Origin of the sequence: Serratia sp. JKS296, assembly GCF_900215445.1 — a bacterium.
Taxonomy (GTDB): domain Bacteria; phylum Pseudomonadota; class Gammaproteobacteria; order Enterobacterales; family Enterobacteriaceae; genus Serratia; species Serratia marcescens.
On sequence record NZ_OCMX01000001.1, the window covers coordinates 1,782,700 to 1,808,350 of the forward strand.

14 protein-coding genes and 3 pseudogenes are annotated in these 25,651 nt (G+C 54.7%); 15 read left to right on the top strand and 2 right to left on the bottom strand.

The window, feature by feature from the left end; translation table 11 throughout:
• Positions 1–2 precede the first annotated feature (2 nt).
• Genes CRO23_RS08435 through CRO23_RS08485 form a run of 11 tightly spaced genes read left to right on the top strand, consistent with a single transcriptional unit; the run spans position 3 to position 21,256 of the window.
• Positions 3–4,979 (top strand): non-ribosomal peptide synthetase, encoded by a 4,977-nt coding sequence (locus tag CRO23_RS08435; protein ID WP_097101745.1) that lies wholly within the window; start codon positions 3–5, stop codon positions 4,977–4,979.
• Complete coding sequence (locus tag CRO23_RS08440; RefSeq protein ID WP_097101747.1) at positions 4,976–11,281, top strand: non-ribosomal peptide synthetase; 6,306 nt, start codon at positions 4,976–4,978, stop codon at positions 11,279–11,281. Before CRO23_RS08435 ends, CRO23_RS08440 begins: the two co-directional genes overlap by 4 nt.
• The gene (locus CRO23_RS08445; protein ID WP_016927145.1) at positions 11,278–11,703 is read left to right on the top strand and encodes a carboxymuconolactone decarboxylase family protein; all 426 of its coding nucleotides are present in this window, start codon (positions 11,278–11,280) and stop codon (positions 11,701–11,703) included. The genes CRO23_RS08440 and CRO23_RS08445 overlap by 4 nt, the downstream gene beginning before the upstream one ends.
• Positions 11,690–12,538: a nucleotidyltransferase domain-containing protein gene (locus tag CRO23_RS08450; protein ID WP_016927146.1), complete on the top strand. Its 849-nt coding sequence runs from the start codon at positions 11,690–11,692 to the stop codon at positions 12,536–12,538. The genes CRO23_RS08445 and CRO23_RS08450 overlap by 14 nt, the downstream gene beginning before the upstream one ends.
• Positions 12,535–13,770, top strand: a complete 1,236-nt coding sequence (locus tag CRO23_RS08455; protein WP_016927147.1) for an MFS transporter — start codon at positions 12,535–12,537, stop codon at positions 13,768–13,770. The genes CRO23_RS08450 and CRO23_RS08455 overlap by 4 nt, the downstream gene beginning before the upstream one ends.
• Positions 13,763–14,302: a hypothetical protein gene (locus CRO23_RS08460; RefSeq protein ID WP_016927148.1), complete on the top strand. Its 540-nt coding sequence runs from the start codon at positions 13,763–13,765 to the stop codon at positions 14,300–14,302. The genes CRO23_RS08455 and CRO23_RS08460 overlap by 8 nt, the downstream gene beginning before the upstream one ends.
• Positions 14,236–15,912: an AMP-binding protein gene (locus tag CRO23_RS08465; protein ID WP_097101748.1), complete on the top strand. Its 1,677-nt coding sequence runs from the start codon at positions 14,236–14,238 to the stop codon at positions 15,910–15,912. Before CRO23_RS08460 ends, CRO23_RS08465 begins: the two co-directional genes overlap by 67 nt.
• A complete protein-coding gene (locus tag CRO23_RS08470) occupies positions 15,909–16,613 on the top strand; it encodes a thioesterase II family protein (protein WP_097101750.1) in 705 nt (234 codons plus the stop codon). Before CRO23_RS08465 ends, CRO23_RS08470 begins: the two co-directional genes overlap by 4 nt.
• Positions 16,610–18,307 (top strand): NAD+ synthase, encoded by a 1,698-nt coding sequence (locus CRO23_RS08475; RefSeq protein WP_097101751.1) that lies wholly within the window; start codon positions 16,610–16,612, stop codon positions 18,305–18,307. The genes CRO23_RS08470 and CRO23_RS08475 overlap by 4 nt, the downstream gene beginning before the upstream one ends.
• Positions 18,304–18,933 (top strand): LysE family translocator, encoded by a 630-nt coding sequence (locus tag CRO23_RS08480; RefSeq protein ID WP_016927152.1) that lies wholly within the window; start codon positions 18,304–18,306, stop codon positions 18,931–18,933. Before CRO23_RS08475 ends, CRO23_RS08480 begins: the two co-directional genes overlap by 4 nt.
• A 16-nt stretch (positions 18,934–18,949) precedes the next feature.
• Positions 18,950–21,256: a penicillin acylase family protein gene (locus CRO23_RS08485; protein ID WP_097101753.1), complete on the top strand. Its 2,307-nt coding sequence runs from the start codon at positions 18,950–18,952 to the stop codon at positions 21,254–21,256.
• Positions 21,257–21,394: 138 nt separating this feature from the next.
• Here the strand turns inward: CRO23_RS08485 and CRO23_RS24880 are convergent.
• Positions 21,395–21,487: pseudogene (locus CRO23_RS24880) on the bottom strand (IS66 family transposase); the annotation flags it as partial.
• On the opposite strand from CRO23_RS24880, the pseudogene CRO23_RS25225 reads away from it, so the two are divergent.
• Positions 21,483–21,987, top strand: a pseudogene (locus CRO23_RS25225) (VasL domain-containing protein); the annotation flags it as partial. The pseudogenes CRO23_RS24880 and CRO23_RS25225 sit on opposite strands and share 5 nt — an antisense overlap.
• Before the next feature lie 840 nt (positions 21,988–22,827).
• Here CRO23_RS25225 and CRO23_RS08495 read toward each other — a convergent pair.
• A pseudogene (locus tag CRO23_RS08495) lies at positions 22,828–23,070 on the bottom strand (sugar phosphate isomerase/epimerase family protein); the annotation flags it as partial.
• Positions 23,071–23,299: 229 nt separating this feature from the next.
• On the opposite strand from CRO23_RS08495, the gene pcaH reads away from it, so the two are divergent.
• Genes pcaH through CRO23_RS08510 form a run of 3 tightly spaced genes read left to right on the top strand, consistent with a single transcriptional unit; the run spans position 23,300 to position 25,649 of the window.
• A complete protein-coding gene (gene pcaH, locus CRO23_RS08500; protein ID WP_016927158.1) occupies positions 23,300–24,037 on the top strand; it encodes a protocatechuate 3,4-dioxygenase subunit beta in 738 nt (245 codons plus the stop codon).
• Positions 24,037–24,657: a protocatechuate 3,4-dioxygenase subunit alpha gene (gene pcaG / locus CRO23_RS08505; protein ID WP_016927159.1), complete on the top strand. Its 621-nt coding sequence runs from the start codon at positions 24,037–24,039 to the stop codon at positions 24,655–24,657. The genes pcaH and pcaG overlap by 1 nt, the downstream gene beginning before the upstream one ends.
• Before the next feature lie 59 nt (positions 24,658–24,716).
• On the top strand, positions 24,717–25,649 hold the full coding sequence (locus tag CRO23_RS08510) for a LysR substrate-binding domain-containing protein (RefSeq protein ID WP_097101755.1): 933 nt from the start codon (positions 24,717–24,719) through the stop codon (positions 25,647–25,649).
• Positions 25,650–25,651 lie beyond the last annotated feature (2 nt).

A 25,651-nucleotide genomic window follows, 5' to 3' on the forward strand; every position in this document is an offset into this window, starting at 1 on the left:
ATATGGTATCGCCGGTAGATCGTCTCGTCTGTTTTCATCATGTGATTCAATACTGGGCGCAAAAACGCCCGGAAACTATTGCTTTCCATTACTTGCCGGATGGGGAAAGTGTCACTACGACCCTGAGCTATGCACACCTGGACCGACAGGCTCGTCAGGTTGCGCAAATGTTACGCAATCATGACCTGAGTAAGCGGCCGGTACTGCTCCAGTTCCGGCCAGGCACTGACTTTATCGTGGCATTTTTCGGCTGTTTATACGCGGGAGCGATTGCCGTCTCTGCGTATCCACCGGGGAGCAACCGGTCGAAAACGGACCGCTTGCAAAAACTTATTGCCAGCAGTCAGGCCACCACAATTCTGACCAATCAGGAAACCCTGGCAGAGGTACAGCGTGAAAGTGAAGGTGAAGTTTTTACCATGCTCTGCCTGGAAGAGGCGTTGTCTGAAGAAAGTATTGAATGGCAAGAGACGGCTCTGACGGGGGAGGATATTGCTTTCCTGCAATATTCCTCAGGTTCTACCGGTGATCCGAAGGGCGTGATCGTCACTCATGCAAATCTGATGAGCAATCAGCGGGCTATCCGTCAGGGGATGGGCAATGGCGACCATACAGTGTTTGCCAGCTGGCTACCTCTGTTTCATGACATGGGACTTATCGGCAATGTCATGCAGCCGCTGTATCTGGGCGTAAGCTGCTGGCTGATGCCGCCGATGGCATTTTTGCAAAAACCACTGCGCTGGTTAAAGCTGATTTCTGAGGCGGGGGTGACCTGCACTGGGGGGCCGGATTTTGCCTATGCGTTGTGTGTAAATAAGGTGAGCGAAGCAGAGCGTGAAGGTTTAGATCTATCACGCTGGGCGGTGGCCTACAACGGTGCGGAGCCTATTCGCAGTGAAACCGTGGCACGTTTTCAGGCCGCCTATGCCCCTTATGGCTTGCAACCTGGGGCGATGTATCCCTGCTACGGTCTGGCGGAGGCGACGTTGTTCGTTTCTGGTGATCGGGCGGGGACGCCTCTGACCACGTTACTTATCGACAGCGAAGCGCTCAGTGCCGGTCTGGCACTGGCCAGCCAGGAGGGTAAAGGCGTCACGCTGGTTAGCAGCGGACATATCTGGGGGGAGATGCAAGTAGTTGTCGCCGATCCTCATAAGCTCACCCGCTGTGCAGACGGGCAGGTTGGTGAAATCTGGCTATTGGGTAACAGCGTCACTAAAGGGTACTGGAATGCGCCTGAAGCCAACTCAACGCTGTGGGCATCTTTGGCGCAAGAGCCGGACAAAAGCTACCTGCGTACCGGCGATCTGGGATTTCTCCATGAGGGCCAGCTGTATGTGACCGGACGCTTAAAAGAGGTGCTGATTGTCCGTGGTCGTAACCACTATCCGCAAGATATTGAACACACAGTGCAATGTGCCTGCCCTGAGTTTGTCAGCGGCAGCGGTGTGACGTTTATGGCGGGTGACGAACTGGTGGTCGTACAGGAAATCAGGCGCAGTGCCTTGCGTCACTTTGATTTTGAACGGGCGCTGGAACAAACCCGTAGCGCTGTTGCCCTGCAGCATGGCTTGACGCTGGCGCATCTGGTTGCTGTCAAACCCGGCACGGTAGCAAAAACGTCAAGCGGTAAACTGCGCCGGCGTTTTATGTGCAGCCAATGGCAAGCGGGGCAAATTTCAGCGATCGGCACCTCACACCGAGCAAAATCTTCAACGATCCGTGATTCGGCGCTTATCACGTTGCTGGAGGCCAAAGGGCTCAGCGTCCGGCCACAACATACGCTGAGCGAGCTGGGGATTGATTCGCTACAACGACTTGAATTGCACGCCTTTCTGGAACAGGAACTGAACAGGTCAATTCCGCTGGAATTATTACTCGACGATCTGACTCTGGACACTATCGATCAGCAGCTTCAGACGCAACCAGTTTCCGTGCTGGCGGACCAATCCCCGGAAGTTCACACAGAGCAAGTTTCGGAGATCACACCCTGGCAGCAGGCGATCTGGTTGCATCAGCAGGCTAATCCCGATACCGCATTCTACAATCTGGCGACGTTAGTCGATCTTCCTGACGGCGTTACATCACAACAGGTGCAACGTTCGCTGGATACACTGACCATTGCCCATCCACAGCTCTCTGCAACGCTGAATCACAATGAGTGGAGCATTGGCACCGGTGTGATGCTGGAATATGTGGATGTCTCTGGTTGGACACCGGCGCAGCGCACGGCATGGCTGATGGATTTCCGCTCACGTCCCTTCGATTTGGCTGCGACAGCTCCGTGGCGTTGTGCGCTGCTGTCCTCTGATGGACTGGGCAGCCAACTGGCACTGGCGGCTCATCATCTGGTTATCGACCACATGGCTGCACAGACGTTGTTAGCGGATTTGGCTCGGGTGGTCGCCGGAGAGCATTGCGTGACGGGAGATACCCCGTTGCCAGTCATGCTGGGTGCCTCTCACGCCAGTGCTGCCTCTGATCAAAAAGCCGATGCCAGTTGGCTGGCGTCGCTGATCATGGCGCCGGAGCAAATAGAATTCAATCTGCCTATACCGTCGCAACCGGCGGTGATGGCCAGCGTACGCCACATTTTGCCTGCGTCTGAGATCCAGGCGCTGAAACACCATACGAGGCTGACGAGAACGACGCTGCATGTTTTACTGGCCAGCGGGTTTACCGCATTACTTGCACGCTACAGTGGTGAAACGCATATCACGCTGGGTGTGCCGGTTTCAGTCCGTACACCCCGGCAGGCGCAATGGGTGGGTAATGCGGTCAACATACTGCCATTGCCGTTGCAATTAGATGAAGAGACGACCCTGAATACGTTGCTAGAACAGGTCACGGCAAAAACTCATTTGCTGCTGCGTCATCGTTTTCTGCCTTACCTTTCGCTGCTTGAGCAGGTGCGTGAGCATCAGCCACGTCGTAACAGCCTTTATCATGCTGTATTCGCATGCCAAAACGAAATGCCGCATTCCCCGCGTTTCATCCCCGCAGCGGCAGCGCAAAGTACATTTTCACTGCTGGTTTTCCCCTCACCGCAACAGATTGTACTAGAGCTGGAGTTTGAGCCAACCCGCTGTGATATCGCCACGGCACAACGGCTGTTGGGACATTTACAACAGTGGCTGAGCGAGGCTTTACGTCAGCCTGACACTGCAATTAACCGGTTGGGGTATCTGCCGGTCCATGAGCAGGCGGCACTAGGTCTGCTCTGGCGGCCTGCAGTGCCTGATTTACGCCGGGATGATGTGATAACCCGTTTCTGCCAACAGGCAGGGAAACATCCTGCGAAGATCGCTGTTGAAGACCGGAACGGCAATTGTTCTTATCGGGATTTACTGACACTGGCTGAAGGTTACTCGGCACTGCTGCATAAGCAGAATGTTCAGCCGGGCGAACGTATTGGCCTGGCCATGGCGCGCGATCGCCACCTGCCTGCAGCCATGCTGGCGATTCATGCCGCAGGAGCCAGCTACGTGCCCATGGATTTCAGCTACCCGGCGGAACGTCTGGCGATGATGATGGAAGACAGCCAGTGTCGTATCGTGATGACGCGTGAATGTGCACGATTCCCAGAGCATCGGGTCATTACTCCGGAAGATTTAATGCCGGAAGTCACAGGGCGCCTAGCTGCGGCACAGTCTGACTCTGTCGCTTATGTTTTGTACACTTCCGGCTCTACCGGCAGACCGAAAGGGGTCCAGGTAACACATGCCAATATCGCCGCGCTTCTGGACTGGGCACAGGGTTGCCTGAGTGATCAGGAGCGGGAGCGTGTACTGGCATCGACATCTGTCTGTTTTGACCTGTCGGTATTTGAAATTTTTGTGCCACTGTGTCTGGGCACCTGTTGCGTCATGGTTGAACGCATCCTCGATCTGGCCGTACATCCGGTGGATGTTTCGCTGGTGAACACCGTCCCCTCTGCTGTTGAAGCCCTGCTTCAGGCTGATGCTTTCCCTGAGCGCGCGCGGGTGGCGCTGGTGGCCGGTGAACCTTTCCGCCAGTCCCTGGTTGATCGCCTCCTGAGATGCGTACCGCTCCCAAGGCTACTGGATCTATACGGGCCGACTGAAGACACCGTTTATTCCACCTGCGCGCAGAGATATCTCGGCGGCGAAGAAACAATTGGGACCCCGCTACCAGGTACCCGGGCTTATGTGCTGGACGAATTCCTGCAGCCTGTTGCGCAAAACATGCCGGGAGAGCTGTGGCTGGCTGGCGAGAAGCTGTCGCAAGGTTACCTGCAACAGCCTGAGCTGAATGCTGCCGCCTTTATGTTGCCTGCGGCGTTGAGTCATCTTGAAACCCGCGCCTACCGTACCGGTGATCGCGTCCGCCTCCTTCCTGACGGGCGTTTGGTTTATCTGGGACGCCTGGATCACCAGATAAAGTTGCACGGCTATCGTATCGAAATTGGCGAGATTGAACGCTGCTTGCTGCGTGCACCGGGCCTGCGTGAAGTCGTCGTCAATGTGATTGATAATCCTGCAGGACAAAAGCAGTTATCCGCATGGTACATCCCCGCAGGGCGTGACCCGGGCGCTGTGGCATTGCGCTGCCACCTTTTGCAGGTACTGCCAGAATGGATGGTGCCTTCGGCCTGGCTGGCGATGGATACATTCCCACAGACACCGAACGGCAAAATTGATCGTCGCGCCTTGCCGCAGCCTGTGGCGGGAGATTCTCCATCGCAGCCTTTGTTGCGTGAGGATGAACATCAACTGGCGGATTTGTGGCATCAGGTTTTGGGGCAGCGCCCTCTGAACCGGGAGGCGCATTTCGTCAGTCTGGGGGGGAATTCCCTGCTCGCTGTGCAACTCCGTCAGCGGTTAAGTCACTTCTTTGATGTCGAGATTCCAGTGGCTTTGCTGCTCAATCACCGAGTGCTGGGGGAACAGGCGGATGCCTTGAATGCCTATCTGCAACAGAACGCATCTCGCGATGATCTTGAGGAAATTTCATTATGAACCAGATAATTGCGCTCTATGAGCAGTTAACGGCGATGGGCGTAGCCCTGGAACAGGCCGGGGGAAAATTACGTATCCGGGCGCCGAAAGGGGTAATAAATGAAGAACTTAAAAACCGCTTGCAGTTGCACAAGTCTGGGTTACTACAACTGTTGACCGGCGAAGGTGATGGTATACCTGCCAGTGAAGGACAGACCCGGCTTTGGTTGTGGCAACAACAACAGGCCGGTGATGCCTATCATCTGGCTCTGGGCTTGCAACTCTCGGGGCCACTGGATCCGGCATTGCTTTGCCGGAGTTTGAATGAAGAAATTGCGTCTCACCCAGCACTATGTACCCGGCTGGTAGAAACCGATCAGGGCTTATACCAGCGCCTTGCAAATGGACCTGCGGAGATTATTTTACGACAGGCTCCTGCCGGTACGCCGCAGGAGTGGCTGAATGCGCTGGCCGCTCCGGCTTTTGATTTAGCACAAGAGGCACCGCTTCGCGCGCAATTACTGCAGCGGAGCGAAAATTGTCATATGTTGCTGATGGTTTTTCATCATACGGCGCTTGATGGCTGGAGCCTGGGAATAGTGCTCAGCAGATTGGCTCAACGCTATCAGGGACAGGCACCGGCGGGAGAGAACCTGCCTTTATATCGTCGTGTCGCCGATACTCATGAGGCTGATACCTGGTGGGACGCCTACCTGCAAGATGCACCCGAACCTATCTTGTTCCCGTCAGCCGGACGTGAGCCATCGCAGACTGACCATCTGGTATTTCCCGTCGACGACGCGCTGTGGAAGCGTCTTTCAGATTTATCCGGCCAGAGCGGTATTAGCCTGCACCATTGGCTGAATGCTGTCTTCCATCTGCTGCTAAGTAAACTGTATGGAAAAAACGACACTATTTTGCAAACCCCTTATGCCAACCGCAATGACATGCAGGACTCCTCGCGCGTAGGGTTTCTGGTCAATACGCTGTTCAGTCGTGCGCGTATGAAACCTGAACAAACATTACATTCGCTGGTGCAGGCGCTGGCGGAGCAGACGCAGGAAAGCATGCTTCACAGTCACGCCTCATATCGGGAGCTAATGTTCCGGCACCCGAATGCCGTAAGCAATATTATGTTCAGCCTTGAAAGTGATCTTACTGACGGGTTTGCATTGCCCGGCATTGATATCAGCCTGATTCGTTATCAGCCCCGGCAACCCAAGTTTGACCTGATGCTTACCGTCATTCCGGGTAAAAAGCCGCAGTGCCTGTTCGAATTCCGTAAGGGGGCATTAACGTCTCAGGAAGTGAGCAGAATGGGCGAGGCCTATCTGCGCCTTTTGCAACAAATGGCAGAGGCGCCTTACGCGCCGCTTCAGGCAACACGTCTCTGGACGGATACCGGATTACCGGTGCTGCCGCAAGCGCCGGATAGCATACTGGCGCGCATTGAACGGCAGGTCAAACGGACGCCACAGGGCATCGCCGTCGCACAAGGAGATGAATACTGGTCTTATGCGCGACTGTGGGCAAGAGTCGGGCGAATAGTGGAATGGCTGCGTGCGGAGGGAGTTTGCCCTGGCTCCAACGTAGGCATTTGCCTGCCTGCCGGACCGCAGTCGTTGGCGGCGACCTTAGGTGTCCTGGCCGCCGGGTGTGCCTATGTGCCATTGGATAATCAACAACCTCAAGCGCGTTTACAAGGCATGATTGCGGATGCCGGGCTGGTCCGGGTGATTAATCCACACACTCTCCCTGCGGGAGAGTGTGCTGAGGATTGGGTGCCGTGCTCTCCTTCACCGCTTGACCCTGCCTGGCTGATATTTACCTCCGGTTCAACGGGAACGCCTAAAGCAGCGATTGTGCATCACGGTGGGGTGTCGCGCCTGCTGGACTGGTATCTGCAAGAGCTTACGCAAGAAGAGCCGATGCACGCACTGTTGATCAGCAATACGTCTTTCGATTTAACGCAAAAAAATCTGTTTGCGCCACTCATGTGTGGCGGGCAGGTCCTTTTCCCTGTGATGGAGCAGTTTGATCCCCAGGCCATTCTGGCTGCTCTGACGCAATTCCGTGCCACCGTCATTAACTGTACGCCGACTGCTTTTATCTCCCTACTGCAAGAATCTAGAGAACGGGACTATGTCGCACTAGACTCCCTGCGGTATGTGGTGCTCGGAGGGGAACCGATCCTGCTGGCACCTCTTCGCCAGTGGCAACAACAACGACCGACGCCATGCCATTTCATCAACAGTTACGGGCCGACAGAGTGCGCCGATGTGGTGGCCTGGCACCGGCTGGATCGTCCTCTGGACGCATGGGATAATCCCGTCCCCATTGGGCGGCCTGTTCCGGGGGCTGTTCTTTCTGTGGTCGATCTTCACGGGCAGCCCCTGCCGCCGGGCGCCACAGGTGAACTGATGATCGACGGGGACTGCGTCGGGCTGGGGTATCACCAACGGCCCGATATCACAGCTCGACAGTTTTTACCCGCGGGATGCGGCGTCAACCATCGGCGTTATTTAACCGGCGACCGCGCTCAATTACGCGAAGACGGCAATCTTTATTATCTCGGCCGCAGCGATCGCCAGATAAAGCTTAATGGCTATCGTATTGAAATTGAAGAAATCGAAGCCGCATTACTGGCCACAGGTTGGGTGGATAAAACAGCCGTTTCCTTACGTGAAGATACCCGCGGTCATGCCATTCTGGTCGCTTTTTATTGCAGTACCCAACCCGATTTAACTGAGCGGAACTTGCGCGATGCACTCAGTCAGCGGCTGGCGCACTATCAGATGCCGGCACGTTACGTGCTGCTGGATGATATGCCGCTGACGCGCAGTGGAAAAATTGACCGTAACGCGTTACCACAGACTCTGCCGCCGGGCCAATATGTTTCGTCGGAGGGTATGTTACATCCGGGGCTGGAGAAGGAGGTAGCGGAGATCTGGCAATCATTGCTGGGCTGTCTGGTTGAGGATCGTGATGCCGATTTTTTTGCGCTTGGCGGGCATTCACTACTGGCGATGGAAATGGTGCGCGAAGTCCGTCGTCGTCTTAAGCGACCTGCGCGTACCGGTCTGTTGCTGCACAAGCCTCGTCTTGCCGATTTTGCCGATGCGCTGGCCCGGTTACCCGTGGATCAACCTTTACCGGCAACTGTGTACACCCGTGATCCCCATGCGCAGCATCCTCTTACCGCGATGCAGCAAAGGTTGTGGTTCCTTTGGCGTCTCGGCGGGGCGGGCAGCGATTATTCCATGTGTGCCGCCTGGCAACTGGAGGGCATGCTGGACAGCTCCCGGTTGCAGAATGCACTGGCCGCAGTGGTCGCGCGGCATGAAATCCTTGGCAGTCGGTTGATTGAGGATCAACAGGGACCCCGTTACGCTGTCTCGCTACAGGATGGTCCGGTAGCACTGGAAGAGTATGACATTACCGAAGGGGATTTCCCGGCGTTCCGTCAGCAGTTTCATGCGGAACCTGTTGATCTTGCACAGGATCGTTTTATCCGTTTTGCGCTGGTGCATACGGCACAAAAACGTCACTACCTGTTGGTTAATCTGCATCATATTGCCGCTGACGGGTTGTCATTGCCGGTGCTGATGGAGGATTTACAGGCTGCATGGCAGAACGTTCTTCCTGCCGAACCTGCGCCACAGTTTTCCGGGTTAATCCGCCTACGTGAGATGAATTATCCGGAGTTACGCGAGCACTGGAAAAGCTGGTTGACCGATGCGCCGCAAACGTCACTGTTTCCGGCGGATGGCGCAGAGGGGCAATATCCGGGGCGTGAGGCAGGGGTCCAAAAACTAGAACTGTCGCCACAACAGTGGCAGCACGTCAGGCAACAGGCACGCCAATGGAACGTCACGCCGTTTATTGTGATGTTAAGCAGCTGGTTCATTTTGTTGCAGCGATACAGTCGTCAGGATGATCTGATTCTGGGCGTACCGGTTGCACTGCGTGATGATCCTGAGAGTGAGCGGGTCATCGGTCCATTGCTTAATAACATCCCGTTGCGGGTGCAGTGTGATAGCGCCCTGTCAACAGAAGAGATAGTTCGTCGGGTGGCGTCATCCTTTGATCAGGCCATGAGCGCAGCCGAACTGCCTTTTGAAGAGATTGTGGATGCCGTCAATCCGTTACGAAATGCACAACAGTCACCTTTATTTCAGATTCAGGTGGTGGAAGATCCGGCTAACCTGAGCAGGCTGGAACTTGAGGGGATAAAAGTCACTGCCTGTCCTGCGTTGTCGCAGCAGGCAAAATATGATCTTAACGTTCATTTCCAACCGCAGGATGAGGCCTTCAGCGGTTATCTCGCTTATCGCACGGCTTTGTATGGCAAAGACACGATGGCCCGGTTGGCACAGGCCTGGCAACGGCTGCTCATCGCCATGTTGGCAACACCTCAGGAAGCTACGGGCAAACTGAGTCTTCTATCCGCAGAGGATTTTGCGGGCCAGCAGGAAAGGTTGTGTCACACCGACCTCTCGCTCGATACCACGGGCACATTGCATGGGCTATTCGAGCAACAGGTGCAGCGCACGCCGCAGGCGACGGCGGTCATAGGGCCTGACGGCAGCCTCAGCTACACGCAACTTGATGAGTGGGCCAACCGGCTGGCACATGGCCTTATCGCCGCAGGGGTGTCCTCCGGTGACTGTGTTTCCGTGTGTCTGCCACGCAGTGCCGCCCGAATTGCGGTGCTATATGGCGTACTTAAAGCGGGCGGTATGTATCTGCCTGTCGATCCGCAGTGGCCCGCAGAACGACAATCTTTGGTACGCGATCAGGCACGACCTACGCTGCATATTGACGAGCATTGCCTTGCATTACTTGCGGAAGGGCAGCCTGACACGGCGGTCAACCGGAGGGTTGATGCACAGATGTGCTGTTATCTGATGTACACCTCAGGCTCCACTGGTGTACCAAAAGGTGTGCCTATCCGGCACGGAGGCGTGGCGCACGACTTACTGTTCCTGATCCGCCGTCTGGCGCTGGGGACTGGCGACCGTGTGCTGCAACTCACGTCTTTCAGTTTTGATCCCGCTGTGCGCGATCTGTTCGCCACTCTAGCCTGTGGTGCAACCGCTATTTTGCCTGATGATGCCACGGCAACGCATCCGGCACGCATTCTGACCCTGATGGCCGAACATCGCGTCAGTCATGTGCTGTCGATGGTCCCTACGTTACTGCGTGCATTGCTGGCAGAAAACCAGGCCCTTGGCGCACTGCGGGTACTTATGCTTAACGGCGAACGGCTGCGCGGTGACGATCTCACTCATTCCCGGCGTGTTTTTGGTCAACAGCTTACTCTTATCAATCAGTACGGGCCTACCGAAGCCACCATGACCAGCGCCACACATGTCGCGACCCTTGGCGATGAACAGGCCCTGACCGTGCCACTGGGTATTGCCAACCCCAATACGCAATTGCTGGTGATGGATGAGCAAGGGATGGTTTTGCCAGAGGGGGCCGTGGGTGAAATTTGCATTGCCGGACCAGGTTTGTCAGAAGGGTATTTCGGACAGAACTCCTCGGAAACGTTTGTCTGGCGCACCTTACCCGATGGCGAACGCCGCCGATTCTATCGCAGTGGGGACCTTGGACGCTGGAACAATGACGGTGTACTGACCTTCCTTGGGCGACTGGATTTCCAGGTCAAATTGCGCGGTAACCGTATCGAACTGGGTGAAATTGATGCCTGTCTGGGGCAACTGCCGGAAATACGTCACTGCGCAGTTAATGTGATTGGTGATGAACGAAACCCTGTGCTGGCGGCCTGGATTGCGGAAAGTTCACCGGGCGCGGTAAAGCTCGATACCCTGAAACAGACGCTGATGACAAAACTGCCTGCCTACATGGTGCCTTCAAGCTTCACGCTTTTGCCAGAACTGCCTTTAACGGCCAGCGGCAAGGTGGATCGCCGTCGTTTACCCCAGCAAATCCCCCAGCAATCACGGGGAAAAGTTACTCCGCTCACCTCTGACGAACGGGTTATCGCTGAAGTCTGGCAACAGTTGCTTGAATTAAACGCGCTGCCCGATTGTGACACCAATTTTTTCGAGATGGGTGCCAATTCATTGATGATGGTACAGGCCAGCGAGCGGATCACTCGAGCGTTAGGCCGCCCTCTGGCGGTCGTTGATCTGTTTGCTAACCCTAACATCAGGGCGCTGAGTCGATCCCTTGAACAAAAGGTAACCGGGCCACAGGTGCTCTCCGATATCAATACGCATGCCAGCAAACGCCGCGCCGCGCTGGCACAAGTTCGCGAACGCCGTACACCCGTTCAGACACAAAGGAATAACTCATGAGCAACACTCACCCGGATCGCCTGACACGTGGTATGCAAACTATTGAATCTTTGGCATTGCCGATGGGTAACCCGCACGGGCTTCTGCACGGGATGCGTCTGCATGCCCCTAAGTTTAAACAACATTTCTTGCAGGAACTGGGCGATCATTTTGTAACAGAACAGGCTGTCGATGAGAAAACCCGCGTTCTGTTGTCGTTAGTACTGGCCTGCGCGGCAGGTACGCCTGCTGCATTGCTGGAGTTTTGTACCGGTGCGGCATTAAGACAGGGTTGGCAGCGGGAACAAGTTTTGAACGCGGTTGAACTTACGGCGTTATTTAACGGCTGGCCGGCGGCGATTGAAGCGACTCAGACCGTAATAGCGACCTTCGGCAAACTTGATACTGTCACTCAGGAGACTCAAAAAAATGACGCATGCTGAGGCACATGGCCGCTTCTTTCCGTTGGATGAACACGGATACATTGTCAATGACACCTCACACAGTTATTTTCCGGCTGAATTTGGTCAACGGTTGGTCGGGGCGTTCCAGCATGCTTTTCCGTCCGGGCTGCGGGCCGTTTATCTGCGAGGTTCAGTGGCACGCGGCACGTTTGTACCGCATCTGTCTGATCTGGACGCCTTTGCCGTCCTCGATGATGCGTGCCCGACAGAGCCGTTAGCCATAGAGGCTGCCTTAGCTGCTGAATTACGCACATTACTCCCAGGGGTGACGGAGCTGGAATTTACCACCTGCCATGAATACGAAGTGTTGGGCAATTATCTGGGGGTATGGCCATTTTTTATTAAAACCCAATCACTGCTGCTTTACGGGGTGGATTATGCCTCTTTGCTGGCGCCTTATCGACCCGGCGTTGCCATCATGGGGGAGGCGTTGTGGCTACCTCAGCGGGTCGCTGAATATCAGCGGCGTCTGATCCAGCCTGAATGGCAGGCAAAGCCGCAGTTTCTGTGCGAATGGATGATGAAGGCAGTGGTCCGCGCCGCGTTCGAGCTGACTATGGAACAACAGCATTGCTACACACGGGATCTAGCACTTTGCTGTCAGGTATTTTGCATGCAGTACCCACATCAGGCCGGTCTGTGCCGTCAGGCAATGGCATGGGCCATTTCGCCGGATGAGGATCTTGCCGGTCAGCAGCGGTTGCTTGGCGAATTCTGCCCCTGGATAGAAAAACAATCGAAACGTTTGATGGTTGAGTATCGCCTTGATCCCACTGATTACCATCTAGCCCCTGCCGGGGAGGGCGCTCCATGAGCAATCTTACTGAAACACTGCGTAATAAAAGTCTGCAAACCATCTGGTCAGCGGTTTTGATCAGTACACTGGGTAATTTTTTACTGATGCTTTCACTGTCGGTTTATGTATGGCGGATCACCGGCAGTAATTTTCTGGCATCGGCAGTTTTTGCCGTGCAGTGGGGAGCTATTATATTTTCCGCGCCGCTGGTCAGTCGCCTTTTGCAACGTATTCCTGCTGCCAGACTGGCTGCGGGAAGTGAGTGGTTGGGGGGCGTGGTGTCACTGGCAATAGGCCTGAGTTATCAGCATTTGTGGCTAATATTTGTACTTCTCGCTTTGCGCGGGCTGGTGGAAAGCCTCAGTAAAGCGGCGCGTGTGGTCGCGCTTAAAAGTAGTGTTCCCGCGCCTTTATTGGGGCGTGCTGCATCGCTGTTCGGTACCGGGACTTTTATCGGTATTGCCGTCGGCTCTTTGCTTGGGGCTGCATTAGTGGAAAAAGTCTCGTTGGAATGGGTAGCATTCATTGACAGTCTGACTTTCGTGGTCTCAGGCAGTCTGTATTTCCTGTTATGGCTTCGTAACCGAGGAATGGAAAGCGCTGCGCCAGCCAGCAGTGGCAGCGCATTACGCCCGGCATTCGATGCACTGCGTCAACAACCCCAACTGCGCCGGCAATTTGTCTGGGTGATCCTGACCACGGCACTTTTGCAGGGGTTTCATAATGTCGCGCGGACCCTGTTGCCCATCAATCTGCTGGGGCTGGGGGAAGAGGGGGTCATGTTGCTGCAGGCGATAGCCAGTGCCAGTTTCTTTTTCGGTGCGTTAGTGGTGGCTTTGCTGATGCAGGGTGAAAACCAAAGCTGGCGTAATCAACCGTGGCTTATTGCGTTACTGAGCATTGTGCTGATGCAGTTCTCGCTGTTGACGCCTGTGGTCTGGTTGAGTTTGACCAGCTACGCACTCTATCTGTTTGTCTTCGAGATAGCCTTCACCTTCTGTCAGAAAAATATGATTGTTCAATGCCCTCAGTCGGCGATGGCGGCGGTGTCATCCAGTGCGTTATCGATTTCCACGCTCGGTATGGTGCTGGCTATTATTGTGGGTGGGGCGCTTTCTGACCGGGTTGGGCTGGTCGCGACGGGCTGGGTATTCTGCGCGCTGTTTGCTGCAGTTTTGTTGTGGGTCGAATTGCCTTACTGGCTGGGGAAAAACCAACGTTCAACGCTGGAGGAGCAGGCAAATGATTAACTGGTTGCGCAGCGATTTGAGCGAAAAGCTGGTGTGGTGGATGAAACCCGGCGCTGACAATACGCCGTTGTCTGACCTGCTGACCATCCTGCAACGCGGAACGCTGACGGGTGAACTTCCTCCCTACATTTTAGGAGAACGCCGCTGCATCGCTTTTACTGAAATTCCCCTTATTCAGGCTGCACGGCTGCTGCTCAATGCGCGGTCGGCGGGGTTAAATTTTGCACCTTACGGGTTGCAGTTCGATCGCAATGCCATGTTTGCCAAGGGAGCACGGCAAACCATCCATCAACCTTTGTTTGAGGCGGAATGCCTTAGTGCAGATCAACGTTTTCGTCACGTCACGCTGGTACCGGAAAACGGGATGGACTTCACATGGAAGCGCGAATGGCGGCTGCCGATGGATGAGTACGTATTTGACGCAGACCAGTGCACGCTGATTTTGCCCGACCGTCAGGCATTGCAATGGTTAAGACAGCATTTTTCATCGCCAATGACTGGCAACGTACTTCTTCTGGAGGATCTTTTATGACCCTGGCATTGTCCCACGGCGCATCACCACAGCATAGTTTATGGTCGCTCAACTCCCTGCAAGACGCACTCCGGTTGGCAGCGCGTCATCCGGATAATGGGATTGAAACCCTGAATGCTGAAGGAGAGCGCTCGTTCTGGCGCTACGCAGATTTTTATCCACAGGCTATTGCTGCCAGTCATGCGTTGGCAGAAGCGGGAATAAAGCCGGGGGAACGGGTTTTGTTGCGCCTGCTCTGCCCAGCAGATTTTGTACTTTCTCTCTGGGGATGTTTGTTGCTCGGTGCTGTTGCGGTACCGATTGCCGCCGGACAACCCTGGCCGGAGAATGAGCAAGCGTTAACACAAGCACTGGCAGCCCTGAAGTTAATTCGCCCTGCTGCAATGATTGGTGCGGGTCGAGATCTGGCGCATTTCCGGTTGCTCCAGAAAAACATGCCACAGGCACAGATGCCTGTTATTGACGTTGCGATGTTACGCGCACGGCCTGCCAGTCGTGAACTGACCCGGACGGTAGCACGAGGTGATGATTTAGCCGTCATTTTCCCTACATCAGGCTCTACCGGGCAACCCAAGCTGGTGACTCAAAGTGTCCGTGCATTGCTCGCGATGGCAGCAGGAAGCGCGCAGATGAATAATTTTACGGAACAGGATGTCTTCTTGAACTGGATGCCTATGGAACACGTTGGTTCAGTGGCATTTTTGGGTATTTTGCCTACCTGCTGCGCGGCGCAACAAATCCATCTGGCCACCGCCTGGGTAGAAGCCGATCTGGGGCGTTTTCCTCGCCAGGTCGCACAGAACCGGGCAACAGTCGGTTGGGTACCTAATCATGTCTTCAGCCAACTGGCACAATGCCAGGCTGCACCTGACTGGGACTTCAGCAGCCTGCGTTTTCTGGTTAATGCCGGAGAAAGTATCAGTGACCAGATGGTTCACTGTGTCAGGCAATTCGCAGGTTATGGGTTAACAGCTGCTGCATTGCGGCCCGCATTCGGCATGTCAGAAACTTGCTCGGGGCTGACCTGGTCAGATGGCGATGGCCAGCGGATCAGTGGTTATGTCGATTCAGGTATGCCTATCCCCGGAGCAAGTTTGCGTGTCACGGGTGCGAAGGGAGAGTTACTCCGGGAAGGTGAGGTGGGCGATTTGCAGGTCCGAGGTCCTTCCGTGACTCGGGGATACTTTAACGGTGAGGCCGAAAGCTGCTTCCTGCCCGAGGGCTGGTTTGTGACAGGCGACCGCGCATTTCTGCAGCAAGGGCGATTGTATATCACCGATCGTGAGGGCGATGGTATTGAGGGTATCGCGATGCCCGGTTATCAGCTTGAAGCCGAGCTGGAACGGTTGCCAGGCGTCCGTGCTGGCTACACCGCTGTCTGTATGGCAGCCGGACTCATCGGTATTTTTTACGTCGTCCAGACGGGGGCCGATGCCCAGACGGTAGCCAGCCGGATAGCGCAGCGTGCAGGCGAAATTATCGACGCAGTGCCGTACCGTTTGTTCCGGTGTGAAAGCCAGAACATACCACGGACATCCATCGGCAAAATTCAACGTAAGGTATTGCGCCGTCGTCTGGCTGGGATGATTGAACAGGAAGCCGTTGAATGAAATGTCATGCATTCGGTTATGCTGGTAGCAGCGATAACGCTTTCATCTCGCTTAATGCCGGATGGCCACGGGCATTATCGCTGCGACAGTACGTCTATCCCGGGCGAGGAAGTCGTGTATCGGCCGATTTTGCTGCCTCGCTGGGGTTATTAGCACGCCAGGCGGCACAAGAGATCGCTACAGAGCAGCCGGTGGTACTGCTAGGTTACAGTCTTGGGGCGCTGGTGGCTTATGAAACGGCACGGGTCCTTCGTAGCAAGAATAAGCAGGTGGCAGCGCTGGTGGTCTGCGCGATGAATGCACCACATTGCCAACAGCCGTCCCGACAGGTGCATCAGATGGATTTGCCTGAACTGACTCGTTATCTGGCAGACCTCGGTGGTACACCGCCGGAAATTCTGCGCTCAACAGAACTGATGGCTTGGTTTGCTCCGGCAATACAGGCCGATTATCGTTTACTCGACGGCTATCTGCCGCCTTCGGAAGGCGCTCTGGACTGCCCGATCGTGGCACTTTATGGTGAAGACGATCCGCTGACGACGCTGACGGGGATTAAGGAATGGCGTCGTTGCACCCGTGCCTCTTTCGAATGCGCCAGCCTTCCTGGCGGACACTTCTTCCTGCAGAATCAGCCTGAAACCATGAATTCTTTGTTATTCAATCTGTTACCTTCCCTCACGCTGAAGGAAATATCTGTATGAACGCAGATCTTTGTTTCGAATTTTGTGCGATGAACAGCCGCGTCGGTGACATTGCCGGCAACAGTCAGCGTATTCAGCAAGCCTGGCAGCAGGCGCGGGCACGTCATGCTGACTTGCTGTTTTTACCAGAGATGGCGCTGTCCGGCTATCCGGCTGAAGATCTGGTGTTGAGGCGCGCCTTTATGCAGCAGATCGAGCAGGAAGTTACTGCTCTGGTGGCACTGTCGGTCAGCGCGGATACGGCATTAATGCTGACGACACCGTGGTATGACCAGGGAAAACTGATCAATAGCGCGTTGCTGATTGATAAGGGGAGGATTGTACAGATTATCGCCAAGTGCGAACTGCCTAACTACGGCGTTTTTGATGAAGCGCGCTGGTTTCAGCCGGGGCAGTCACCTTGTCCGGTGACGTTCCGGGGGCAACAACTGGGGGTGATGATCTGTGAAGATGCCTGGTTGCCACGTCTAGCCCGACAACTGGAACGTGCCGGAGCGACGGTGCTTATTTCTCTCAATGCTAGCCCGTGGACACAAAACAAACGAGCCCAGCGCCTGCAAGTGTTGCGCCAGCGGGTCAGTGAAACCCGTCTTCCGCTAATTTATCTGAATCTGCTGGGAGGACAGGATGAACTGGTATTCGACGGGGGTGGTGCCGTATTGAATGCGCAGGGGAGTGTGGTCATGCATTGGCCCGCCTGGCAGGAACAGTCATTCACTGTTTATCTCGACAGACAAAGTGGTCAGCCGCGTCTGATGCAGTCTGTGCCAGAGCCCGATGAGGATCCGCTTGCGGATTTGTACCATGCATTGCTGTTAGGCTTACGTGATTACGCCGTGAAAAATGGTTTTGGCAGCGTATTGCTGGGGCTTTCTGGCGGTATTGATTCAGCACTAGTGGCGGTACTGGCCGCTGATGCCTTGGGTGTCGGGCAGGTTCGTGCAGTGATGTTACCTTCACGTTATAGCAGTCACGGAAGTATGGCGGATGCGCGGGAACTGGCGCAACGCTGCGGTATCATGCTTTATTCACTGCCGATAGCAGAACCGCATGCCGCATTAGAACAGACGCTTTCCTGGTTCCTGGGGGATGAACCCTTACAAGACCTCACGGAGCAAAATCTTCAGGCTCGCATCCGTGGTACGCTCCTGATGGCGTTATCTAATCAGTGGGGCTCTCTGCTGCTCTCTACGGGGAATAAGTCCGAAGTTGCCGTGGGGTATTGCACGCTGTATGGCGATATGTGCGGGGGCTTTAATCCCATCAAGGATGTCTACAAAACGCTGGTCTATGCCCTCTGCCAGTGGCGTAACCAATATCAGCCTCAGCAGGGATACCTGCGGGCGACGGATGTGATCCCACAAGCGATTCTGACCAAAGCGCCCAGCGCGGAATTGAAGCCGGGTCAGCAGGACAGTGACAGCTTGCCGCCTTACGAAACCTTGGATGCCTTGTTACGGCTTTTGATCGAAGAAAACCTTTCCTGCGACGAACTTAAGGCTAAGGGTTTTTCGTCTGAGGATATCCATCGGGTCGCGGGGTTGTTGGAGAGAGCTGAATACAAACGGCGCCAGGCTGCGCCGGGAATTAAAATCAGTGAGCTAGCACTTTCAAGAGAGCGGCGCTATCCCATCACTAACGGCTTCGTTTTGTCGGCGAATCACACTGCAAGCGAGGTTTTAAACGCATCATGATTGTGTCGAACATGTTGTTAACTTTTGTTCTCACTAATTTGGCGTTAAACGTAACGCCTGGTCCGGCGGTGATCCAGGTTACGAGCCATGCGTTTACTCAGGGCTGGCAGCGGGCGCAACTGTCAGTGTTGGGCATTTTGTGTGGTAACGCGCTGTATTGTCTGCTTTCTGCCGTGGGGTTGGGGGCATTGTTGATGGCGTGGCCGCATGTTTATCAGATCCTGCGCTATGCTGGGGCACTGTATCTGGTCTGGCTGGCGTTAAAACGTTTGTGGCAATCCTCCAGAGGTTCTGCCCTGAAAATTGCACACAAAGAGGTGTATTCCTTATCTTCCCTATTCCGTGAAAGTTTTCTGTTGCAGCTTTCTAACCCTAAATCGCTCCTGTTTTTCTGCGCGCTGTTGCCGGTATTCATTGGCGTCTCTGACGGACAGGGCGGGATAGCTATCCTGCTGCTCGGGCTGTTGGCTATCGCGTTGGAATATCCTGTGTTGCTCGGCTACACGCTGGTCAGTTCGACTCTGGCAAAACGGATAAATCAGGGAAATGACCGCGGACGCAGAGTGATCGATGTGATTTGCGCGTTTCTATTGCTGTCTTCAGCATCACTGGTGCTTTTTGCCTGAGGGATACGGGGTTTTTATGTCAAAGGGTTATCGTCGTACAGGTAAGATTGTTTTGGGGTTGGTCACAGGCATTTTTATATTGCTGATGCTGTCCGCTATGGCTGGCTGGCTGGCATTGCATCAGAGTCTGCCCACGTTGGACGGCACGTTGAAGGTATCCGGACTGACCGGTGAAGTGAAGGTCATGCGGGATCGACGTGGTGTGCCGGATATTGTTGCAGCAGATAGTCAGTCAGCCTATTTTGCTCTCGGTTTTTTACATGGTCAGGAGCGGTTTTTCCAAATGGATCTGCTGCGTCGCAGCGCCGCAGGCGAGCTGGCAGCACTGCTAGGTAAAGGCGGTCTCAAGATGGATCGGCAGCGACGGATATTTCAACTACGTGAACGGGTTCGGCATGAATTATCGGTGCTTCCTGAAGCTCAGAGGCAGCGCTTAGCGTCCTATACTGACGGGGTGAATACTGGCTTACATGCTCTGAAAAACCGCCCATTCGAGTACTGGCTATTGCGCACGTCACCTGAATCATGGCGTGATGAAGACAGCTTGCTGGTCATTGCTGCCATGTATTTCGACCTTCAGGGGACTCAACCTGGCAGGGAATATGCACGTGGATGGATTGCCAGAAACAATCCTTCACAGGCCGATTTTCTTCTGCCTACAGGTAGTCGCTGGGATACGCCGCTTTCCGGTAATGTCCCAGTATCACCGGAAATCCCCCATACTGCACCGGTTTGGTGGGGAAAACCTGGCGGTACTGGCGAGGTGAAAACCGGGGAGGATATGAAAGGAAGCAACGGCTGGCTGATTACCCGGGATGGCAAAGCTTTTCTGGCGAATGACATGCATCTTGGGCTAGCGTTACCCGGGATCTGGTATCAAGCGCAGATCCAATACGTGCAGCAAAATGAAAAGATAAAGCTGGCTGGGATCACGCTTCCCGGTGTGCCGTTCTTACTCAGTGGAAGTAACGGTAATATTGCTTGGGGTTTTACTAACAGTTATGTGGATACCTTCGATTGGGTCATCGTGGATGAAAGTGTAAAAATACGCTCACAACAGGTCGCACTGGCGGTGAATCATGGTCTGGCGGAAACATTCACGGTTCGCACTAGCGACTGGGGGCCGGTGGTATCAACACCCCTCGGTGATATGGCGATGCGATGGGCAATTGAATTACCTGGAGCACTTAACCTTAACTTGATGGCGATAGGTGAAGAGAAAAGTGTTGATGCTGCCCTAGAGACGGGGAAACGCGCGGGGATCCCGGTGCAAAATCTCCTGGTGGCCGACAGCCATGGCAATATTGGCTGGACCCTGGCTGGCGCACTACCCGACCGGTTTTCTCCCGGGCAGCAAAACACGTTTCCGCTTCAGGCTACGCCGCAGAGTCAGTGGCGTGCAGAGTCTCTTAACCCCGACCGCCACCCACTGCGTGTTAATCCTGCAGAAGCTGGTATTGTTACCGCGAATAATCGCCTACTGTTTGATACCACAGGAGATGAACTCGGCGACGGTGGAGCGGACATGGGGGTTCGTTCTTTTGCTATTTCGCAGAAGCTGAAATCGAAAATCTCTGTCAACGTCCAGAGCATGCATGAGTTGCAACTGGACAATCAAGCGCTGTTGCTGCAGTCATGGCGTGACTGGTTGCTACATAGTCTCGGCCAGCGTCAGGAAGGAGAAACCACTGACCGCACACGGATGCGCACCCTGCTGGCCTCATGGGATGGCAATGCCAGCGCCGGTTCGGCCGCTTATGCACTCGTCGCCCGCTGGCGTGATGATCTCTACTCAACGCTTTTCGGTGAGCTGGACAGCCAGCTGGCAAGCCAATGGCCGCAGGCTATTTACCGGCGTGCCAACCCTCGCTGGGATGAAACCTTATTCTCACTGATGAATGCGGGAAAATGGGTGCCAGAAGGGAATAGCAGTTGGGAAGACTTTACGCGCCATTCGCTGGATATTGCCTGGCAGGCGATGGCAGCAGGCCATACGACCTGGGGCGATGTCAATCGTAGTGATTATGAGCATCCGCTGGCGAAGTCACTGCCGTTAGTGGGGCGTTACTTGCGTTCACCCGCCGTGCCGTTATCAGGGGATAACAATGTTATCCATGTGAATCGCCCGTCATTTGGGGCCTCTGAGCGAATGGTTGTTTCCCCTGGAGATGAGCAACAGGCCACGCTGAGCTTACCGTCAGGGCAAAGTGGTAATCCACTTAGTCCTTGGTGGTTAAATAATTTTTCTAATTGGACACAAGAAGATGCTCAGCCGATGTTGCCGGGTGAAGCTAAATATCAATTAATTATTGAAGGTAATTAATATTAGATAATACCCTTCCCTCAGGTTTGACTCTTGGGGGAGGGATTAATTTGCTATACTCGGTCATTGGTTTCACTCTAATTCTTCAACGGTTGCGTGTTGAGTTTTACATTGAGAGACTTGAACCCAATTGTTTGCGTAATCTGCGAAGGCATCGGCCTGCAGCACGCCATGATAATGGCGAAGATGTTGTTGAGGATGTTTCCCCTGCCGGTCCGGTGAGAAGGCGAACGTGGAGATGCCGGCGGTAGTACCCACTCCAGTAAAATCCTGGAAATCCTTCGCCGCCGGGATATGTTCTATGCTTGTGATAAACGCAGTCGCAGTGTGGAGCTGGCAGTATCTTCATCGGCATGATCCGCTACATACCTAGCTTACAGCCTCACTGGCACCATTACCTGCACTTCTCGCGCCTGAACAGCTAGATATATTGCGCCAGCAATCTTCGTTACCACAAACGGTAATAACACAAACACAGCAACAGCTCGCTCGATTGGACAAACGTCATTTTGACTGGAATATTGCGTATAGCAGAAAACTCATAGAACAGGTACAGGTGCCGTGGCCGAAACAGGCCAAATTTCTGGTACCGGAATGGCAAAAAATTTAATGCTGCCATATTAAAAGTGGAGCAGCTAAATGACTGGTGTTAGGGAATGACAACGCTATAAAAGCTAAGTGATCGGATGAGCTATGTTGATGAGAAGAAGGGCAAATACATGACGGTAAGCTAACTGAAGTCCATTGTATTTGCGGCTATCATTGGTGGTACTCTAGGGGGAAGTGTAGCAGCCGTCAGAGGAGTGACGCGGAAATTAGGGCTATCTACCCCCGATCTCCGGCATGGGTGGAAGAGGAACTGGAATGAATACGTCAGAATTATGATAAAGGTATTTCCTTTGTTTGCTCACTTCTGCCAAAATGCGCATATATGAGATTCGCATCTAGGCAAGCATGATGGGCGTGACTACACCATCTGGATCAATGCGGATCGTCAGTATTTCGAGATGCACCATGTCAGTCTGCTCATTTTGAAAATTGCGGTAGCGTTGGTTGAAGCACCCAGCGCTTCGCCAATATGGTCTTGGCCACGCGAGTTGACACGAACCATATTCCTTGGACAGAGCAGGAAAAACTTCGTGCCTATTATACGGCGCATCGGTAGCCTGTGTACAGGCCCAGCTTCTAGGACGTACTAAGGGATCAAGAGGTGTATAGGCTAATAAATTGGGGATAAGTGAATCCCAGAGCTGGTCACCTGAAGAAGGTGAAATTTTTTGAGAGCAGTATTCTTATCTTGGTACAGAGTTTGCAAAAAACTTCCCCATCGAACTGTGGCAGTAATTAAAACTCAGATCAGACGGCTGGGGGTTAAGAAATCCGATAACAGAAAAAGGATTTTCATTCCCTGGGGGGAGAGGTAACAAAAAATACACATCTGAGTGTAATAGTAAAGCTAACGATGCTCTGCCATGAATAAAATATATACTAATTCAGGTAAGGGGCGATGGATGATTTCTAATTACAATATATAGAGGTTGTGAGTCAATGAGAATTCTTTCCTATAGCGCCGCGCGGGAAAGGTTCTGCGCCAGCGTTTCGCGCGAGCCTCCTTCGAAGTCCCGAAACGGTTGGAACAGTAAAATTTCCAGGCCCAGTTCGGCGCACAACTCACGGATTTCCGCCGGTGAGCCGGGGTAGTAGACCAGATCGTTATCGAAAATTTCGACGCCATCAAAGCCTGCGGCGGCGATAGCCCGCAGTTTTTCCGGCAGCGAACCCGATACCGAGACCGTCGCGATAGAACGTTTCATCATTGCCTCCAGTTAAGCGGTCATGGATGACCTGAAAGCGACCATTCAGCAGCGAGGCGGACCACCGACGGGAATTGAATCATGTTATGGACCAAATGAAATGTTTCGTCAATTCAGAACATTCCATTACCTTTGGTTATATAAAGCGATCGGTTTTCTCACTTTACTTTTACATATTGCGCTTCCTACACTCTGTCGACATGTACCCTCAAATAATAAGGATACCGGGATGAAAAGTGATTGGATGGCGCGAGAACTGGTGCATCGCGATTACAGTCATCACCCGCCGGCGCTGGCGCCGCTGTATAAAACCAGCGTGCTGCGGTCGCCGCGCAATGCATTAATTTCATTGCAAAACTCGCTGTCTGAACTGACCGCCCCCGTCTTCACGCCAACGGATATCGGCCCGCTGGATCACGATCTGATTCTGAATTACGCCAAAGACGGCTTACCGATCGGCGAGCGGATCATCGTGCATGGATTTGTGCGGGATGCCTTCGGGGCGCCGGTGCGCAACGCCCTGGTCGAGGTATGGCAGGCCAATGCGGGAGGGCGCTATCGTCACAAGAAAGATCAGTATCTGGCGCCTATCGATCCCAACTTTGGCGGCTGCGGCAGGATGCTGACCGACGACAACGGGTATTACTGTTTTCGTACGATCAAGCCGGGCCCGTATCCCTGGCGCAATCAGGTCAGCGACTGGCGTCCGGCGCATATTCACTTCTCGCTCTCCGGCGAGGCGTTCGCGCAGCGCTTGATCACGCAGATGTATTTCGAAGGCGATCCGTTGCTCGTTCGCTGCCCCATCTTGCAGTCGGTAGGCAGTGACGATGCGATGCGCACGCTGATTGCCGAGCTGGATATGCACGCCGCCGTGCCGCTGGACAGTCTGGCTTACCGCTTCGATCTGGTGCTGCGGGGCCATCGAGCCACGTGGTTTGAGAACCGTACACAGGGAGCCGCGTGATGAAAAAGTATTTGTCTGAAACGGCCTCGCAAACCGCCGGGCCTTATGTGCACATCGGTTTGGCGCCGCATGCCGCCGGCTTTGATATTTTCGAGCGTAATTTCACCCATGTGTTGACGCAACCGGAGACGCGCGGGGAGCGCATCGTGGTGGAAGGGCATGTCTATGACGGTTCCGGCACGCCGGTTCGAGACGCGCTGGTCGAAGTCTGGCAGGCCAATGCCGCCGGGCGATATCAGCACCCCGCCGACGGCCAGTTGGATAAGCCCGACGATCCGGCGTTTCGCGGCTGGGGGCGAACCTGTTCGGATTTCACCAGCGGCCTGTGGCAATTCGAGACGATTAAACCGGGGCGCGTGACGGGGCGCGACGGCCGGTTGATGGCGCCCCATCTCAATCTGTGGATAGTGGCCCGCGGCATCAACATCGGGTTGAACACGCGTCTCTACTTTGCCGACGAACAGGCGGCCAATGCCGAAGATCCGGTGTTGAATCTCATCGAGTGGGAAAAACGGCGCAGCACGTTATTGGCGCAAAGGCGGCAGCGCGGGGATCAGACGGTGTACCATTTCGACATCTGGTTACAGGGCGAGAACGAAACCGTTTTTTTTGATATTTGATCCTCCGTTCGCCCTGACAATGAGCTTGCCGCGCCGGCGGCAAGTTAATACTATAAATCATGAACATGACTTCTCGCTTTAGCCAACGCATCCGCCTTCGTCATCTGCACGCCTTTGTCGCTACCGCGCAACAGGGGACGTTGGTGCGCGCCGCACAGCAATTGGGCATCACGCAGCCCGCGCTCTCTAAAACGCTCAACGAACTGGAAAGCCTGGCCGGCGAGCGCCTTTTTTCGCGCAATCGGCAGGGGGCGGAACTGACCGCCGCCGGAACGCGTTTCCTGCAGGATGCCAGCCGCGTTTTGGATGCGCTGAATGTGTTGGGGCGCACGCTTGCCTCGGACAGCGAGGCGCTGCCGGCGCCGCTGCATATCGGCGCGCTGCCCACCACGCTGGTGAGCCTGGTCGCGCCGGTCGTGGTGGGGTTGCAGCAGCAATCCCCCGGCTGGCGCATGCAGGTTACGACGCTGGCCAACGATGCGCTGATGATGGCGGTGAGATCGGGGCAATTAACGTTAGGCATCGGGCGCATGTCAGACCCCTCCCGCATGGAAGGGCTCAACTTCGAGCTGCTGTATCATGAAACGCTGCGGCTGGTGGTTGCTCCTCATCATCCGCTGTTGCATTCGGATGTCTCGCTGGCGGAGGCGTTGAGCTGGCCATTGGTGCTCTCCCCGCGGGGTACGGTGCCGCGTCAGAATGCGGAGGCGCTCATTGTCAGCCACGGGCTGGCGGTGCCGGAAGGGTGCGTCGAGACGTTGTCGGTTACGCTGGCGCGCTGCCTGACGCTACAGTATGGCTATGTGTGGCTGGTGCCTTACGGCACGGTGCGTGACGACTTGTTCAGCAATCACCTGCGTGCGCTGCCGTTGCCTACCCAGGGCATGGCCGAGCCACTGGGCATCATTACCCGGCAAGAGGCGCTCTCGTCCCCTGAGCAGCAGCGCCTGATTGCTGCGCTGCGCCAAAGGGTGCTGGATGTACCGGTATAACC